A 17,152-nucleotide genomic window follows, 5' to 3' on the forward strand; every position below is an offset into this window, starting at 1 on the left:
GCTTCGGGAGATCACACGGGATGAGCGCAGGGCGGATCGGAATCATCGGCGCGGGGGCGAGCGGGATCGGGGTCGCGCGGGCGCTGCGAAAGGACGGGCTCGATTTCGAGGTCATCGAGGCCACGAAGGATGTGGGCGGGAACTGGCAGCCTGACGGTCCCGCGTCCAAGATGTACCGCTCCGCGCATCTCATAAGCTCAAAGAAAAACACCCAGTTCTCCGATCATCCGATGCCGGATGACTATCCGCATTACCCGCACAACTCCCTGATGTTCAAATACCTCAACGACGTGGTCGACGCCGCGGACGTCCGCAAGGCGATCCGCTTCGGCGCCGGCGTCCTGCACGCCGCGCCCGAGGACGGCGGGTGGCGCGTCACCCTGAGCGACGGCGAGGAGGCGTTTTACGACGCTCTTGTCGTCTGCGCCGGTTTGCTGCGCAAGCCGTTCGCGCCGGTCTATCCGGGGCGCTTCGACGGCGAGACGATGCACGCCGCCGACTATCGCTCCAGCGCCGCGCTGGAGGGCAGGCGCGTGCTCGTGGTCGGGGGCGGCAACTCCGGCTGCGACATCGCCGTGGATGCGGCTCATGTGGCCGCGAAGGTGTTTCATTCCACCCGCCGCGGCTATCATTACATGCCGAAGTTCATCGCCGGAAAGCCGACCCAGGAATGGCTGATGGACATCTCGCCCCAGTTTCGGGGCGCCGATGAATACTGGTCGCATGTGGCGGACGTCTTCAAGCTCGCCGGGTTCGACGGTCGAGATTTCGGTCTTCCGGAGCCTGATCACAGCATTCAGGCCGCTCATCCGATCATGAATTCCCAAATCCTTTATCACATCGGGCATGGCGCAATCGCGCCGGCGCCGGACGTCGCCCGTCTGGACGGCGGCGTCGTCGAGTTCGTCGACGGGCGTCGGGAGCGGATTGACGTGATCGTGTGGGCGACCGGCTACGGCGTCGATCTGCCGTTCCTGTCCGGCGCCGGCTTTGATGCGAAGGCGGATCTTGGCGGCGCCTTCCTGAAAGTGCTTTCAGGTCGATACGACAATCTTATTTACGTTGGATACTTGAATACGCCATCAGGTATTGGAAATATAGCAAATATAGTTGGAAAATTTGTATCAAAATATCTGATTTCAAAAAATGAAAAAAGTCCCGGCTGGATCCGGCTCAAATCGATCCAGAGCAGCGGCGCCCAAATCGACCTCGGGCAGGATCGGTTCATGAAGACAAGTCGGCACTCTCATGAAGTCGACCTGTGGAAGTTCATAAAAACAATAAACTTCATTTCGTCTGAATTGTCGAAATAACGGTTGATGTGGAGAGACGCGCCCATGGTGAAGATGGATCCGATCACGCCGGAGCGTAATGTCAATTCCGGGGCTGACGCATTGAGCGTAGATGAGGCGCTTGCGTTGCTGGAGCGTCTTGACGACGTCGAGGGGCGCTCCTCCGCTGAGGCCGGCCTCAAGGCGCGGGTGTCTCAGGATCTCGGCCAGCTTCTCGTCTCGGTGCTGAAGCTGCAGCTCCAGGATCTGTCGCCGGACAAGTCCTGGATGGACTACGGGCTGGATTCGATAGCCTCGACGGAGCTCGCGACGGCGTTCACGGAAAAATTCAAGATCTCTTTGCCTCCGACCATTTTCTTTGAATTCCAGAATCTCGCGACTTTCACGGAATATCTTGCGACGAGCTACGGTCCCGAACTTGAGAACATCTATCGCCATCAGCCGTTGAGACTGGTCGCCGCCGCGACGCCGGGAACGGCGTCCGCGGACGCGCCCGAGCCCGCGCCTGCGGCGCCGGACCGCGCGGCGTCCATCGAAGATCTGTGGGCGGCCGCGCCGGCGTCGCCCGAGGCGTCCTTCGCCGTGTCCGCCCCGATGGAGCCCGCGGCGGACGAGATCGCGAGCCGGGAGCCCTTTGTCGCGGCGGCGACGGTGCATGACTTCCCCCGTCCGGGAGGCGGCCGCCTTGAGTGCGCGGTCTACGGAGAGGGCGAGCCGGTCCTGCTGCTCGGCGGTCTGGTCATGCATTTCAGCGTCATGTGGCGGCTGCAGCTGGAGGCTTGGGGCGCTGACCGCCGGCTCATCATGATGCATATGCCGGGCTGCGGCGGGGCCACGCTTTATGACGGCGTCACCCTGGACAGCCTTGCGGACGACGCCGCCGCCCTGCTGGACGCCCTCGGCGTCGCGGGCCCGGTTCCCGTTCTGGGCTATTCCTTCGGCGGCGTGCTGGCGCAGGCCTTCGCCCTTCGGCATCGCGCGCGCTGCTCGCGGCTGGCGATCTGCGTCAGCGCCTCCTCCTCCGAAGGCGCAGACGATTTTTCGACCCTCATGCGGGAGCTTCAGAAAAGTCCCCGTTTCATGGAGCTGAACCGGGGCTGGCCGATGTCGGCCCTGCCGACCTATGGCCGGGTGGCGACGGGATTCGATTTCCGGGCCCGGCTGAGCGCGCTGGATCTGCCGGCGCTGGTCGTGTCCGCGGATCGCGACCGCTACATGACGTCGGCTCATGCCGCGGAAACCGCCGCCCGCTTACCCAACGCGCGGACGCGGGCGTTTCCAGACGCAGGCCATCTGGTCGGCTTCACCCATCATCGCGCGTTCAACGAGGCGGTTCTGGAGTTCTGGCGGGAGGAGACGGTCCCGCACGACGGGGCGTCCGGGACCGCCGTCTACGCCCCCGCCTCGGACGACACGCTGCAGGCTCTCGAGGACTACGTCCGCGCCGGAGATCAGGGCCACGCCATTCTGCTTTCGCCCGACGTGGCGCAGGCGGCGCTGTTGCTCGACATCGGCCTGAACGCGGGCAAGCCGGAGCCGCAGCGCTACCGGTCCTTCTTCCTGACGTCGCAGGAGGAGGCGCTGGACGCCGCGATCCGCTTCGCGCGCCATCTCGCCCGCAACAGGTCCGGCGGCGCGGACGGCCGAACGGTGATGATCGACCCGAGCGGCGTGTGGGAGCGCCGCTTCAACCCGGTCGGGGGACCGGCGGCGGAGGCGCTGACCCCCGGCGTCGAGATCGTGGCCTCGCTGGCGGCCGCGCGGTCCGCGCTTGCGGAAGGCGCCGGCGCGGCCGCGCTGGTCTTCGTCGCGACGCAGGAGGCGCAGCCGGACGATCTCGCCCGCTTCGTCGGTCTCGCCCGGAGCTGCTCCGCCGCCGCAATTCTCGTCGATCGCGACGGGCCGGGCGTCGCGCCGTCCGACTGGCTGTCGTTCCGCTCCGCGACCGCCTGTGACATCGTCGTGCTGGGCGAATCCGTCAGCGGCGCCCAGGCGCCGTCCGGCGCGATGGCGACGCGGGATGCGATCGGCAATCCCTGGGCCATGACGCCGAACGAAGGCTATGTGCGGCATCCGATGGCCAATCTGGGCTTCGCGTCGCGGGCCATCCTGGACCATCTGCGGCGCACGATCGCGGTGACCGACGATCAGGCCCGCAACCTGCGCCGGATCCGAAGGGATCCGGAGGCCAACCACGCGGCCCACCTGTCCCACGGCAATGGCGGCTACGCCCGCGTCGCCCGGATGCATGGCTTCGACGCGCGGTTCTATGAGGGGCGGGGGAGCCGGTCGCGCGTGATCCCGGCCGAGGGCGGTCCGTCGCGGGAAATCGTGGACTGCCTGTCGAACGTGGGCTCCTGTCCGCGGGGGCTCAATCCGCTCGACGTGATCGACGCGGTCGCGCGCGGTCATGACCGCGATCACGATTACTGGGGCGACCTGCGCGCCGCCCTGTGCGAGCTCACGGGCTTCGACGACGCCCTGCCGGCCGCGAGCCATGTCGCCGCGCTGGACGCCGGCGTCGCTCTCGCGCTCGCCGCCTCCCGCGGGCGGACCAAGATCGTGGCCTTCAGCGGCGGCGCGGCGTTCTCGCTTGCGAGCGCGGCGGTCGCTCACGATCCCCTGTTCGACAGTTTCCGCGCGCCGTTCCAGCCGGTTTATCCGCACGTCGCCTTCATCGATCCCGGCGCGGCGGATGCGGGAGCGAAGCTGGAGGCCGAGCTCGCGTCCGGCGACGTGGCGCTGGTCTGGCTCGAAACCCTCCAGGTCGAGGGCAACGCCACCCGACCGCTGCCCGCCGATCTGGTCGAAACGGTCGAGCGCCTGCGGGGCGCGGGAGGCTATCTCGTCGGCGTCGACGAGACCCAGACCGCGTTCTGGACCGGTCGGCCTCTGCACAGCGAAACCCTGTCGCCGCGCCCGGACATCGTCGTGCTCGGCACGGCGGTGACGGACGGCTTGCTGCCGATGGGCGTGGTCCTGGGCCGCTCCGAGGTCTTCGCCCGGGCCGAGACGGCAGGCGGCGGCTGGCTCGCCGAGCGCCGGCGTCGGGCCTGCCAGCTGTCGTCCCATCTCGCGGCGCACGCGCTGCGCGACATCCTGGCCCGCGATCTGATGCGGGAGGCGCGCGAACAGGGCGCCTATTTCAAAGCGGCCCTCGAAGATCTCCGCGCCCGGCGACCGATCATCCGCGAGATCCGGGGCGAAGGGCTGCTTCTGACCATCGAGCTCGATCTTTCCGGTTTCCCCGCCTTCGTCCAGCAGAGCTTCGGCTATCTGCTTTGGGGCAGCCTGATGCGGGATCCCGAAGGCGGCGTCGCCGTCGTCGTCTGCCCGCTGCACAACGCCTGCCTTCGGTTCGCGCCGCCGCTCACGATCAGCAGGACCGAGATCGACCTCATCATCGGCGCGCTGGACCGCGCTCTGGCCGCCGGACCGGCGGGCGTGCTGAGCGGCTGCGCCAGCTACTGCGAGCAGCGAGGCGACATGAAGACCGCAAGCTTCCTCAACAGGCTGAGCGCGGAGAGCGCGGCGAAAGGCGAGGCGTCCGGACCGGCGGCGGGGACGAAAGGGCGCTCCGCGGGCAGGCGGGATTTTCGCGTCTGCATCATCGGCGCGGGCGTCGCGGGCATCTCCATGGCCAAAGCGCTCAAGGACAAGAACATTCGGTTCGACTGCTATGAAAAGCGCGAACATCTGGGCGGAATCTGGGCCTACGACGCTGACCGCAAGCATACGTCCACCTGGGCGAACCTGAACATGAACACCCCGAAAGGGCATTACCAGTTCGCAGACATGCCCATGCCGCAGGATTATCCGGATTATCCGTCCCGCCAGCAGGTGCAGGACTACCTGGAGGCCTACGCCGACCGGAATGATCTAAGGGAGCACATTCATCTTGGCTGCGGCGTCCGCCGCGCCGAGCGGCGGACGGATGGGGTTTGGGAGGTGACGCTGGACGACGGCGACACGCGGGAGTTCGACGCGCTCGCCGTCGCCAACGGGCATCACAACCAGCCGGCGGTTCCCGAGTTCGACGTCAGCCGCTTCACCGGAACGGTGTCGCATTCGCAGCATTACCGCAGCCGGCACGAATACCGGGATCAGCGGGTGATGGTGGTTGGAATCGGCAACAGCGGGTCGCAGATCGCGGTGGACGTCAGTCATGACGCGGCCATGACGTATCTCGCCGTGCGGAGAGGCGTCTACGTGCTTCCCCACTACCTGTTCGGGATGCGGATCGACAAGGCGCTCGGCCCCCTCAATTCATGGTGGGTGAAGAAGCTTCTTCCCTATCCGCTTCACGAAATACTTCTGACGACCACCTACAACCTCTTTATCGCCAGACACCGCAGTCTGGGCATGCCACGCCCCGACCACTGGATGATGTCCTGCCTGCCGACGATGTCGGAGAATCTTCCCAATCGCATCGGCGACGGAAAGCTCAAGATCGTCACGGGCGTCGACCGGGTCGAGGGCAGGACGGTCCACCTCGCCGGCGGAGACCGGATCGAAGTGGACGCGATCATCTACTCCACCGGCTACAGAACGAGCTTTCCCTTCCTGGATGACGGCGTCATCGACGCCTCGGACAACACTATTCAGCTCTACAAGAGGATTTTTCATCCCGGCATAGACAATATTGTCTTCATAGGACTTTTCCAGGCCATCACCTGGGGGTTCCTTGATATCATGGAGAGGCAAAGCCAGCTCGCGGCGCAGTATTTTTCCGGCGAATACGCGCTTCCGAGCGCGGAGCGGCAGATGGAGGACATCGCCGCCGAGCGCAAGCGGATCGAACGCGAGTATGTTCCGACCCTGCGCAATCAATACTACCTGCATGGCCCGACCTACATGCGCGACCTGAGCCTGGAGATGCGCCGCGGCCGCAGGCGCACGCAGGGCGCGGCGGAGCGCGCGCCGCTGTCCTTCCTCAGTTTCGCCGGGAGCCGCTGATGTCGGCCGCGCTCGCCAAGGGGGGACCGGCATGACCGCCGCCCGCGCATTCGCTCGGGGCGGGCTCGCCCCCATGGCCATCGTCGGCATGCATGGCCGGTTTCCGGGCGCGCCCGATCTCGCGGCTTTCTGGGACAACCTGGAGGCCGGGCGCGACGTGATCGGCCGTGTTCCTTCCGACCGCTGGGATTGGCGCGCCGTACACGGAACGCGATCCGGGGACGGCGAGACGTCCTACTCCAGCTGGGGAGGCTTCGCCGATCATGTGGACTGTTTCGACGGGGGCTTTTTCGGCCTGCTGCCGAAGGAGGTCCAGAGCATGGATCCCCAGCAGCGGCTTTTTCTTCAGACGGCGCACAACGCGCTGGAGGACGCCGGGATCGGCCCGCGGAGCCTCGCCGGACGCAAGGTGGGCGTGTTCGTCGGCGTCGGCAACGCGGATTACCCGGCGCTCATGCGGGAGCACGGCGCGGAGATCGACGCCTACCGCGGCACGGGCATGGCGCTGACAGCCATTGCAAATCGCATCTCCTACCTGTTCGACCTCCGTGGACCGAGCAGCGTCGTCGACACCGCCTGTTCGGGCTCGCTCGTGGCGCTTCACCGCGCCGTGACCTCGCTGCGCGAAGGCGAATGCGAGCTCGCGATCGTGGGGGGCGTCAATCTTCTGCTCGGGCCGGAGCTCTACGTGGCCTTCTCCAAGGCCGAAATGCTCAGCCCGACGGGGCGTTGCCGCGCTTTCGACGCCGCCGCCGACGGCTATGTGCGCGGCGAGGGGGTCGCGGCGGTGGTCGTGCGCCCGCTGGAGGCGGCTCTCGACGCCGGCGACTACGTCTACGCCGTGGTGGAGGCCGTAGCCGAGAACCATGGCGGCCGGGCGCACGGCTTCACCGCGCCCAATCCCTCCGCGCAGGCGGATGTCATCGCCGATGCCTGGCGCAAGGCGGGACGGCCCTTGAGCGAGGCCGCCTTCGTCGAGACCCATGGCACCGGAACGCCCCTCGGCGATCCGATCGAGATCGAAGGTCTGAAGCTCGCTCTGGCGCGATCGTCTCCGTCGCGTCGGGAAACGATTTCTCTGGGCAGCCTGAAGAGCCAGATCGGCCATCTGGAGGCCGCCGCGGGGATCGCCTCGCTGATCAAGGCGGCGCTGTCGCTGCAGCGAGGGCGGCTGCCGGCCAACATGCATCATGACCGGCTCAATCCGCGGATCGATCTTGACGGCGCTCCCTTCCGCGTCGCGAGCCGCGAGACCGCGCTGAACAGGCTCGGCGATGAGCCGCTCGCGGCGGGCGTCAGCTCCTTCGGCTTCGGCGGCGTGAACGCCCACGCGGTTCTGAGGGAGTTCCGCGCCCCGCGTGGAGCAGACGGACAGAAGGAGCGCGACCGCCGCCCGTTTCTGATCGCGCTCTCGGGAAAGGACGCCGCCGGCCTCAGGGCCCGAGCGGCCCAGCTGGTCGCGACGCTTCGCGCCGTCCCCGGAGCCTCCGAGCGCGAGCGCATCGCGCGCCTGCTGGGCGAGGCGCTTGCGCTGGACGTCTCGGGGGACACGCCGCTCGCCGCGGCCGGCGTGACGCCCGGGCGCCTGTCCGCGGCGCTGGAGCAGGCGGGGCGGAGCATCGGCGCGCCGGTGGATCTGGAGACCGTTCGCGATTGCGTCACGTTCGACGACCTCTGCGCCGCCATCGCTGCGCGCGGGCCGGTCCCCGGCGCGGAGACGGAGGATGGCGAGACGGCGCGCCTGCTTTGCGCGGCCGCTCTGCCCGCCGCGGATGTCGCCGCGCTCGATCTCGCGCGCCTGTCGCGGGCGCTCCTGTTCGGACGTGACGCCATGAGCGAGCGTCTCGCGCTGGTGGCGGGCGACACGGCCGAACTTGTGGAGGCGCTGTCCTGCTTTCTCGCGGCGCCGGCGTCCGACGGCCCGTGGGTCCGCTCCTCCGTCCGCGGTCGGGGCGAGACGGTCGCGCGGCCTGAGGCGCTGGCGTCGGAGGCGAGCGCGGACGATCTCTGGCGCTGGGCCCGGTACTGGGCGGCGGTCAGGACGCCGGACATCGCCTGGCCGGAGCTGTATCCCGATCTGCCGCTCCCGCCGAAGACGCCTCTGCCGGCCTACCCGTTCGCCCTTCGGCGCGTCTGGTACCGCGCGCGAGACCGGAGCGGCGCAGGGCGCGAGGCGCCGCCATCGTCCCCGGCCGTCCTTCGCGAACGGACGCCGGAACAGGGCTCCATCCACGCGGCCTGGCGGGAGTGCTGGGCCGCCGCCGTGCGGCCGCTGCCCTCGTCTCTGACCGCCGCGCCGACCCTGATCGATCGGCTGGCCGCGCGCGGAGGCGTCGTCGCGCTGTCCGAGGTCCTGCTGGCGCGCCCGGCCGACTTCAGCGGCGAAGCGATCGTGCGCGAGGCGGCCACGGAGCGGGTGGCGCAATGCGTCGCTCCGGGATCTGCGCCCTGGGCGGCCCTCGAGGCGAGGATGGCGGACGGCCCCGCCCTGGCGATGGAGACGCCCCGGTCGGATCCGATCGGTTCGATCTCCGGCGCCGACTTCTACGGGTTGTGCTCCGCGGCGGGCGTTGCGCCGGGGCAGCGCCATCGCCCGGTCCGACAGGTTCGCATAGGGCGCGACACGCTCGAGTTCGAGCTTGATCTGCGACCTGCCCGCGACGCGTCCTTCTGGACGCAGCTGACCGTTACGGCGACGCTCGGCGCCGCATGGCTGCTGGATCCGGCGCTGTCGGCGGACGCGCTCCCGCTGCCCTGGCGGGTCCGCTCCCTGCGCTTCGATTCCGCGGCCTCGGAGCCGGTCGCGCGGATGTCTTTCGTCCGAAGCGGACGCGACGCCGTCGCCTTCGCCGCGCTCGGCGCGTCTGGCGCTCAGGTCCTGACGGTGGGCGAATGGGCGACGCGCCGTTTCGCCCTGCCGCGGCGGCCTGTGGCCGGGGCGGAGATCCACAGGATCGCGTCGTGAGGGCGGCGCTCTTCTCCGGGCAGGGCGCGCAGCGGCGCGGCATGGGCGGGGAGCTGTTCGCGCGCTTTCCCGATCAGGTGAGGATCGCCGACAGGACGCTCGGTTACAGCGTGGCCGAACTGTGCCTGGAAGACCCCCGCGACGAGCTTTCGCGCACGGCCTTCACCCAGCCGGCGATCTATGTGGTTTCCGTGCTCGCCTATCTGCAGGACGCGGACGTCCACGGCGCGCCCGCCTTTGTGGCCGGACACAGCGTCGGCGAATACGCCGCGCTGACGGCCGCGGGCGTGTTCGATTTCGAGACCGGGCTGCGCCTTGTCCAGCGCCGGGCGGCGCTCATGGCCCGCGCCGACGGGGGCGGCCTCACGGCGGTCGTCGGCGCTTCTCCGGCTGAGGTCGAGGAGATGCTGCGTCTCCCCGAACTCGCCGAACTGGAGGCCGCGAATTTCAACACGCCGACCCAGACGGTGGTCGGCGGGCCTCGCGCGGCGCTCGAACGCCTGGAGCGACGCTGCGCCGAGATGGGCCGGCGCGCCGTGCGGCTCAATGTGAGCGGCGCCTTTCACACCGGCGCCATGCGGACGGCCGCCGCTGCGTTCGCCGACGTCGTCCGCTTGGTCCCCTTCGCGCCGCCTCGGATCCCGGTGGCGCTCAACCTGACGGGCGAACTTCACGCCGGCGAAGACCTGCGCGACGTGCTGTCGAGGCATATCGCGAGCCCCGTGCGCTGGAGCGGCTGCGTCGGGGCTCTGCTGCGGGCGGGGGCGAGCGTGTTCGTCGAGTTTCCCGGCGCGGGCGTTCTCTCCCGGATGACGGAGGAGATCCGGAGGACGGCGCCCCCGGCCGCGCGGCGGGCGGAAGGCCCGCTCGGGCGTCCTCTGGTCGCCGGTTCGCTCGGGCGCGGGATGGCCGGACCGGAGATGGTGGGCGCCCTGGCGCGGGCGGACGTCACGGCGTTTCTCGACGGCGAGGGCGTCCCTGACGACCGTCTGGAAGCGGAGCTGCAGGAGCTTCTGCGCGACCCGGCGCTTGCGCCGCGCGTCGGGGCCTCGCTCGCTCTGACGCTGCGGCGCGACGATGAGCGGCGGCGCGCCGATCTGTTCATCCGCGTGGGGGTGCAGAACCTCGAGCTTCGGGGATACGAGCGGCCGTCGGATGCGGTCAGGCGCTATCGGGCTTCGGCCTCCGACGGACGCGCCCGGCGGCTTTTCGTGCGGACGGACCGCCCCGAGGCGGTCGACGGCTTCCTCGACGCGGAGGCGGAGGATGGGCGGCCTTTCGTGGCGGCGATCTGCGTCGAAGCCGGTCTCTGGCGCGCGCAGGAGGGGAATCCGGAGGCCGCTCTCCGTCGAGCCGTGGAGCGACGCGCGGCGGCGCGGCGGCTTGGCCGTCCGGAGGGCGGCGTGCTCATCGGAGCGGCCGCGCGGATCGATGACCCGCGGGCGGCGGAGGAGGCCTTCGCCGCGGGTTGCGACTTCGTCGCCGCCGGCGCCGTGATGCTGCTGGCGGACGAGGCGCGCCTTGACGGCGACGTCCGGGCGGCGGCGCGCGATGCGGGCGCGGGAAGGGTCGCGCTGTGTCCCGACGGCTGGCTGCCGGGGCTCGCCACACAGACCCTCGCGTGGAGTCCGGACGAGACGTCCGTCGCCGAGCTGCGCCGCCTGCAGGCGCTTTACCTTCGCGCGCCGACCGAACGGCGCGGCGACCGGGCGACGCTGCGCGAGGCCATGACGGACCTCGCCGGCCGGTTGATCCCGTGCGATCCGGCGTTCGACGCCGCACGCGCCTGGATCGCGGCGGAGGCGACGAAGGGGCCGCTCTCCGCCGCGCGCATCGCCCACATGCTGCTGACGCCGTTCCTCGCGGGGCGGCCCAACGAGGGAGGACGACCGTGACCCTGCACAGCGTCGAGGCCATCGAAGATTATATCGCCGACTATATAGGGCGGGAGCTTTTCATCTCGCCATCAGAAATAGATTTCAGTGAACCCTTTGGCTCATTCGGAATGAGCTCCATGTCGGGTGTAAAACTTATTGGTTTGCTTGAAGACAAGATCGGCGTGCGCATAAATCCGACCCTGATATTTTCAAATCCAACCATAGAAAGTCTGGCGAAAAAATTATTTGAGATGAAAGTGTCAAATGCCGTGATGACATGATGGTTTTGTAGAAGTTGAATTGCGAATAAGAGCGGGGAGAATAAGATGTTCGCTAAATCCGGGATGACGGATTATGAGATTTTTTCCGCAGCTGGCGCGTTGCCGGTGCAGGATGTTCTGGCGCTTCGGGCCTGGCTTACGCCGGAGAAGACGCTTTTCACGTTTCTCGGAGACGATGGGGAGGAAACCGGCGGGCTGACCTATCGCGAGCTCTGGAGCCGCTGTGAAGCCGTTGCGGCGAGCCTCGCCCTGTCGAGCCGGCCCGGCGATCGGATCATGCTGTTCTATCCCCCGGGCCTCGATTTCGTGTCGGCCTTCGTCGGCTGCCTCATGGCGGGGCGCATCGCCGTGCCGGTCAATCTGCCGTCCCGGCGCCGCGCCGAGCGATCGGTTCGCATCATCCAAGACTGCGGCGCGCGGCTCGCGCTGGGGCTGTCGGCTCAGATCGACGAATTCCGGGCGAGCTTCGAGGGCTCCGAAGCGGCGGACATGGTGTGGATCGCGACGGATGCCCTGGAGCCGGGCGCCGGCGCGCCGCCGACGTCCCGTTCCGCCGTGGATATGAACGCCGTCGCCTATCTGCAGTACACCTCCGGCTCCACGTCCAACCCAAAGGGCGTGATGATCACCTTCGGCAATCTGACGACCAACTGCCGGATGATCCGAGACACGCTTCGTCTGAACGATGAATCCACCATGGTGTTCTGGCAGCCGCACCATCACGACATGGGGTTGATCTGCGCCATACTGCTGCCGATCGTCATCGGAAACCACACGGTGCTGATGGCGCCGAACACCTTCGTCCGCCAGCCGATGCTCTGGATCGAACTGATCGCGAAGCACCGGGCGGAGGTGGCGGGCGGCCCCAACTTCGCTTTTGACATCACCTCCGAGCGCTATTCGGCGGAGCGGATGGCGGGGCTCGACCTGTCGCGCTGGCGTCTGGCGCTGAACGGCTCCGACATCGTGCGGCCGACGACGCTCGACCGCTTCTCCGATCGCTTCGGGCCGCATGGATTCCGGCCGGAAACCTTCCTCGTCTGCTACGGCATGGCGGAGGCGGTTCTGTTCCTGTCCGCCGGTCCGGTGGGGCAGAAGCCCCGCTACGCCGCCGTGGACGTGGACGCGCTGGAGCAGCACGGACAGGCGCGCCCGCCCTCGGCGCCCGAGAAGGAGAGGCTTCTCGTCGGCTGCGGCGAGCCGTCGTGGGAGGTTGAGGTCGCCATCGTCGACCCCGAAACCCGCAGGCGCCTGCCGGACGGAGAAGTGGGAGAGATCTGGATCAACAGTCCCACCATCGGGATCGGCTACTGGGGAAATCCCGAGGAGTCGAGGCGGGTTTTCCAGGCCAGGATTGCAGGCGACTCCACGAAAATCTATCTCCGTACGGGAGATCTCGGCTTCGTCAATCCGGATGACTTTCAGGTCTACGTCTGCGGGCGCATCAAGGATCTGATCATCTCGGAAGGCCGGAATCTCCACCCTGAAGACATCGAGTATTCGGTCGTCGGCGCGCTGGCGGCGTTGGGCGAGTCCAGCACCCTGTCCTGCGCCGCGTTCAACGCCCAGCAGGGCGACGAGCAACTGATCGTCGCGGTGGTGGAGGTCGACCGTTCGCTGAAGCGGAATCTCGCCGACAGGCGGCCGGAGATCGAGCGCGCCGTCCGCAGGGCCGTGTCGGCGGATCACGGGGTGTCGCTCCACAGGCTGCTGTTCATTCCGCCGTCGGCCATGTGCAAGACCACCAGCGGCAAGGTGCAGCGCGGGCTGATGCGGCAACTGTATGTGGGAGGCGCGATCAAGGGTCTCGAGCCCGCCGAGGCGGCGGCGTGACGGCGGGCGGGAGGCCTCCGGACGCCGCATGGACCCGGCTGTGCGACGAGGTTCCGGGCCGCCCGCGCGTCGCCTGTTTCCACGCTGCGGGAGGGAGCGCCCAGAGCTTCCTCCCCTGGCGCGGCGCCTTCGAGGGGCGTTACGGCCTCGTCGCCGCGGAGTTGCCCGGTCGGGGGCGGCGCTACGGCGAGCCCTACGCGGTTTCCGTCGCGGCGGTCGCGGCGGATCTGGCGGCGGGCCTGGATCGCTTCGGGGCCGGCCCCTGGATCTTCGTCGGACACAGCCTTGGCGCTCTGATCGCCTATGAGGCCGCGGCTGCGCTCAGGGACCGGGGCGCTCCGGCTCCTCTTGGGCTGATCGTCGTCGCGCGCCGGGCGCCGCAGGCGCGCGCCCAGGGGGACGGGCTTCCGGACGGATCGCTCCCGGCGGTGCGCGCCTATCTGAAGGGGCTGGGCGGCACGCCGGACGCGATCCTGGCGGACGACGCCTACATGCGCATGGTCTCCGATACGCTGCAGGCCGATTTCGATCTGCTGCGCGGCTACGTTCACCGGCCGAGGCCCCCGCTGGAGACGCCCGTCCACGCGATCGGCGCTCTGGAGGACGACGCCGTCGGCTTCGAGCCGATGCTGGGCTGGCGGCTGCTCGGAGCGCCCGGCGGAACCCTGACCATGATCGAGGGCGGACATTTCAGCGCCATGCGCGATCCGTCGGCGGTCGTCCGTCGGATCGATCGCATCCGGCTCGATCGTCCTCCGGCTGACAGCGAAGAGCAAAGGCTGCCGCGCTGCGCGTGAGCCCGGCGGCGAATGACGAAAGATGAATAAAAACAAAGCGAAAGGAGAGGAACAGATGAGCTTTTTCGACGACGTTCTCCATGAGCCTCGCCATGAGGCCGTAACGCAGACACTGAAGAGCGCGCTTCAACGGAGCGACGGCGAGGTTGAAGCGAGCGTCGTGCTTCGGCTCGACGCCGACAACGACCAGTGGATCGACACCGGGCTTCATGTGCAGGCCGGGCAGGAGGTCAGTCTGCTGTCCGAAGGGGTGATCTGGCTGTCTCGGGAATACGACATCCGCATCGCCGGAAACGCCGCGTTGTGGCACAGGATCGGGGACGGACGGATCGCGAAATCCGCCGGGCGCACCACCAGCTTCCGCGCCGAGCGCTCGGGGCCGCTGCAACTGGCGTGCCGGCTCGCCGGCCAGTGGCTGGACGACAGCGGCGCGCTCGACCCGGATGCGCCGGCGATGCCGATGGACGGCGGATTGACCGTTGCGGCGATCGTCTGGGAGGGCGCGGCGACGGAGGGCCTCGCCCATCTGGCCGCGCGGGACGGGACCGGCCTCGCCGCGGCGGAGATCGGACGCATCAAGGCGTCGCGCCCTCTTCCCCGGGGCTGGGAGCATCTGTGGCGCGTGGGCCGCACGGACATCTTCTGCGAGGCGGTGGACGAGGACGGCGGGACGGCGCTCGCCTGCGACTGCACGGCGGATTCCGGCATCATCAAGCATCCGGTCGATGCGCCGCTCGACGACGCCGCGCGCCTGTCGTGGGAATGGGTCGTCCGCAGCCTGCCCTCGCCGGCGCCGGAAAACACGTTGATCACGCACGATTACATGTCGATCGCGGTGGAGTTCGAGAACGGCCAGGACCTGACCTACTTCTGGAGTTCGTCGCTGCCGCCCGAGACCACGTTCCGCTGCCCCATTCCAGGCTGGGAGCAGCGGGAGACGCATGTGGTCGTCCGGTCCGGTCCGGACGAGATCGGCCGCTGGGTCTCCGACGCCCGATCGATCCTTGCGGATTACCGCCGGGCGGTGGGCGGCGAAATTCCCCGCCGGATCGTGGGGGTCTGGATCATCGCGCTCAGCCCGTTCCAGCGCCGCAACGGCGTCGCGTCGTACCGGAACATCCGGCTGGCGAGTTCGGCCGGCGAGACCGTCATCGGCCCTTGAGCCGGAGAGCGAGGCCGTGCCGCGAACGGCCCCATCGCCATGCCGGAAACGCGTGATTGAAAGGCGCGCCCATGTTCAAGACCGTGGCCCAATTCTCCGAGCTTCCCCCCGAGACGCCCGTTCACGTGGTGATGGAAGGCATCGATCTCGTCCTTCTCCGCGTGGGGGACGAGGTCGCCCTGTTCGAAAGCCGCTGCCCGCATCAGGGCGCCATGCTGCACGAAAGCGCCGTCAACGACGGCCACATCGTGTGCCGCGCGCATGGCTGGGCCTTCGATGGCGTCTCCGGGCGGTGCCGTCATAAACCCGCGGTCAGCCTGCGCGCGATCCCGGTCCGCGTGACGGAGGGCGCGGTGCTCGCGGACGAGGACGCCGTCCGGGCGCTCGTGCTGGAGCGGCGGGCGGGCTCCGCGACGAGCGCCGACGCGGCTGCGGCGCGGGATGAGCCTGCGCCCATGGCGATCGACGATCTGCCCGGACCGAAAGGGCTTCCGGTGATCGGAAACGCCCATCAGATCGATCCGGAGCGCCTCCATGTGGTCATGGAGGACTGGCAGCGGCGCCACGGCTCGTTCTTCAAGTTCAAGATCATGGGGCAGACCGCGATCGCGGTCGCGAAACCCCATCTGATCCGGATGGTGCTGCGGGAGCGTCCGCACAACTTCCGACGCATCGACACCATCGAGGCGGTGTTCGAGGAGATGGGCGCGCAGGGCCTGTTCTCGGTCGAGGGCGGCGTCTGGAAGCGCCAGCGCAAGGTCGTGGCCCAGGCGCTGAACGCCCGCCAGATCCGGGCGTTCTTTCCCAAGCTGCAGGAGATCACCGGCCGGCTGATGCGGCGCTGGGATCGGGCGGCGGAGCAGGGCGGCCCGGTCGACGTGCAGGCGGACCTGATGCGCTACACGGTCGACGTCACCTCGAACCTGTCCTTCAACTACGACATGAACACGATCGAGAAGGAAGGCGACGTCATTCAGCAGCGGCTTGAGTATGTCTTTCCGATGATCAGCCGCCGGGTGAACTCCGCCTTTCCGTACTGGCGCTATTTCAAGCTGAGACGGGATCGTGAGCTGGACGAGGCCCTGCGGGAGCTCAAGGTCACCATTGACGACATCATCGGTCTCAGCCGCGAGCGGCTGCGGCGCGACGGCGCGGAAAGCGGGCCGAGAAACGTGATCGAGGCCATGCTGCTCATCAGGGACGAGCAGGGCGCCCTCAGCAACGAGGACATTTTCGGCAACGTGTTCTCGCTGCTCATCGCCGGCGAGGACACCACGGCCAACACCATGGTGTGGATTCTCCATTTCCTTAGCCGGCGTCCAGACGTCTTCGCCCGACTGCGCCAGGAAGCGGACGAGGTTCTGGGGGACAACGACATCCTGCCCGACATCGAGACGGCGGGCCGACTTGTCTATCATGACGCTGTCATCAACGAGGCGCTGCGCCTCAAGCCGGTGGCGTCCGTGTGGCCGATGGGAGCCTGCGCCGACGTCGTCATGGACGGCGTGGCCGTGCCGGCCGGAACCCCCGTTTTCCTGCTCACCCGCGTGCCGACCCTGCTCGACCCCGACGGCGCGCCCGCGCTGGAGTTCGATCCGGAGCGCTGGCTGGCGAAGGACCGCCACGCGGCTCACTTTGACAACGTCATGGTGCCGTTCGGGGCTGGACCGCGCCTGTGCCCGGGCCGCAGCCTCGCTTTGCTGGAGATACGGGCCGTGATGTCGATGATCGCCCGCCGGCTCGACCTGGTTCCCGACCCGGACGGTCCGCCCGTGGGAGAGCGCTTCGCCTTCACGCTCATCCCCACCCATGTTCGCCTCATCTTCAGCGGGAGAAAAGCCGCGGCGCCAGTGCGCGCGGACCATGAGGAAACGGTGTAGCTGCACGCAATGGTTTCGCCGTCGCAGGCCGGCGCCAATCCGTCCCGCGTGTTCCCTGGATCTGGGCTGCGTTCAGGCCTCCTGGGGGAGGTGAGCGCTGGCTCCGTGA

Annotated in this window: 9 protein-coding genes; all 9 read left to right on the forward strand. The window is 68.3% G+C overall.

Annotated elements, in window-relative coordinates; all coding sequences use genetic code 11:
* Positions 1 to 20: 20 nt before the first annotated feature.
* Complete coding sequence (locus tag PKE85_RS10575) at positions 21 to 1,313, forward strand: flavin-containing monooxygenase (protein ID WP_271204703.1); 1,293 nt, start codon at positions 21 to 23, stop codon at positions 1,311 to 1,313.
* A gap of 105 nt (positions 1,314 to 1,418) precedes the next feature.
* Positions 1,419 to 6,248: an aminotransferase class III-fold pyridoxal phosphate-dependent enzyme gene (locus tag PKE85_RS10580; protein WP_271204704.1), complete on the forward strand. Its 4,830-nt coding sequence runs from the start codon at positions 1,419 to 1,421 to the stop codon at positions 6,246 to 6,248.
* A gap of 31 nt (positions 6,249 to 6,279) precedes the next feature.
* A complete protein-coding gene (locus PKE85_RS10585) occupies positions 6,280 to 9,213 on the forward strand; it encodes a polyketide synthase (RefSeq protein WP_271204705.1) in 2,934 nt (977 codons plus the stop codon).
* Positions 9,210 to 11,108 carry an acyltransferase domain-containing protein gene (locus tag PKE85_RS10590; RefSeq protein WP_271204706.1) on the forward strand — a complete coding sequence of 633 codons (1,899 nt, stop codon included), beginning with the start codon at positions 9,210 to 9,212 and terminating at the stop codon, positions 11,106 to 11,108. The genes PKE85_RS10585 and PKE85_RS10590 overlap by 4 nt, the downstream gene beginning before the upstream one ends.
* A complete protein-coding gene (locus PKE85_RS10595; protein WP_271204707.1) occupies positions 11,105 to 11,371 on the forward strand; it encodes an acyl carrier protein in 267 nt (88 codons plus the stop codon). The genes PKE85_RS10590 and PKE85_RS10595 overlap by 4 nt, the downstream gene beginning before the upstream one ends.
* Positions 11,372 to 11,434: 63 nt before the next feature.
* A complete protein-coding gene (locus PKE85_RS10600; RefSeq protein WP_271204992.1) occupies positions 11,435 to 13,204 on the forward strand; it encodes a fatty acyl-AMP ligase in 1,770 nt (589 codons plus the stop codon).
* The gene (locus tag PKE85_RS10605) at positions 13,201 to 14,001 is read left to right on the forward strand and encodes a thioesterase II family protein (RefSeq protein ID WP_271204708.1); all 801 of its coding nucleotides are present in this window, start codon (positions 13,201 to 13,203) and stop codon (positions 13,999 to 14,001) included. The genes PKE85_RS10600 and PKE85_RS10605 overlap by 4 nt, the downstream gene beginning before the upstream one ends.
* Positions 14,002 to 14,161: 160 nt before the next feature.
* Complete coding sequence (locus PKE85_RS10610) at positions 14,162 to 15,163, forward strand: DUF3047 domain-containing protein (protein ID WP_271204709.1); 1,002 nt, start codon at positions 14,162 to 14,164, stop codon at positions 15,161 to 15,163.
* A 71-nt stretch (positions 15,164 to 15,234) separates the two neighbouring features.
* Positions 15,235 to 17,043: a cytochrome P450 gene (locus PKE85_RS10615; RefSeq protein WP_271204710.1), complete on the forward strand. Its 1,809-nt coding sequence runs from the start codon at positions 15,235 to 15,237 to the stop codon at positions 17,041 to 17,043.
* Positions 17,044 to 17,152: the final 109 nt, after the last annotated feature.

The sequence above is a fragment of the Methylopila jiangsuensis genome, from assembly GCF_027922305.1.
Taxonomy (GTDB): Bacteria; Pseudomonadota; Alphaproteobacteria; order Rhizobiales; family Methylopilaceae; genus Methylopila; species Methylopila jiangsuensis.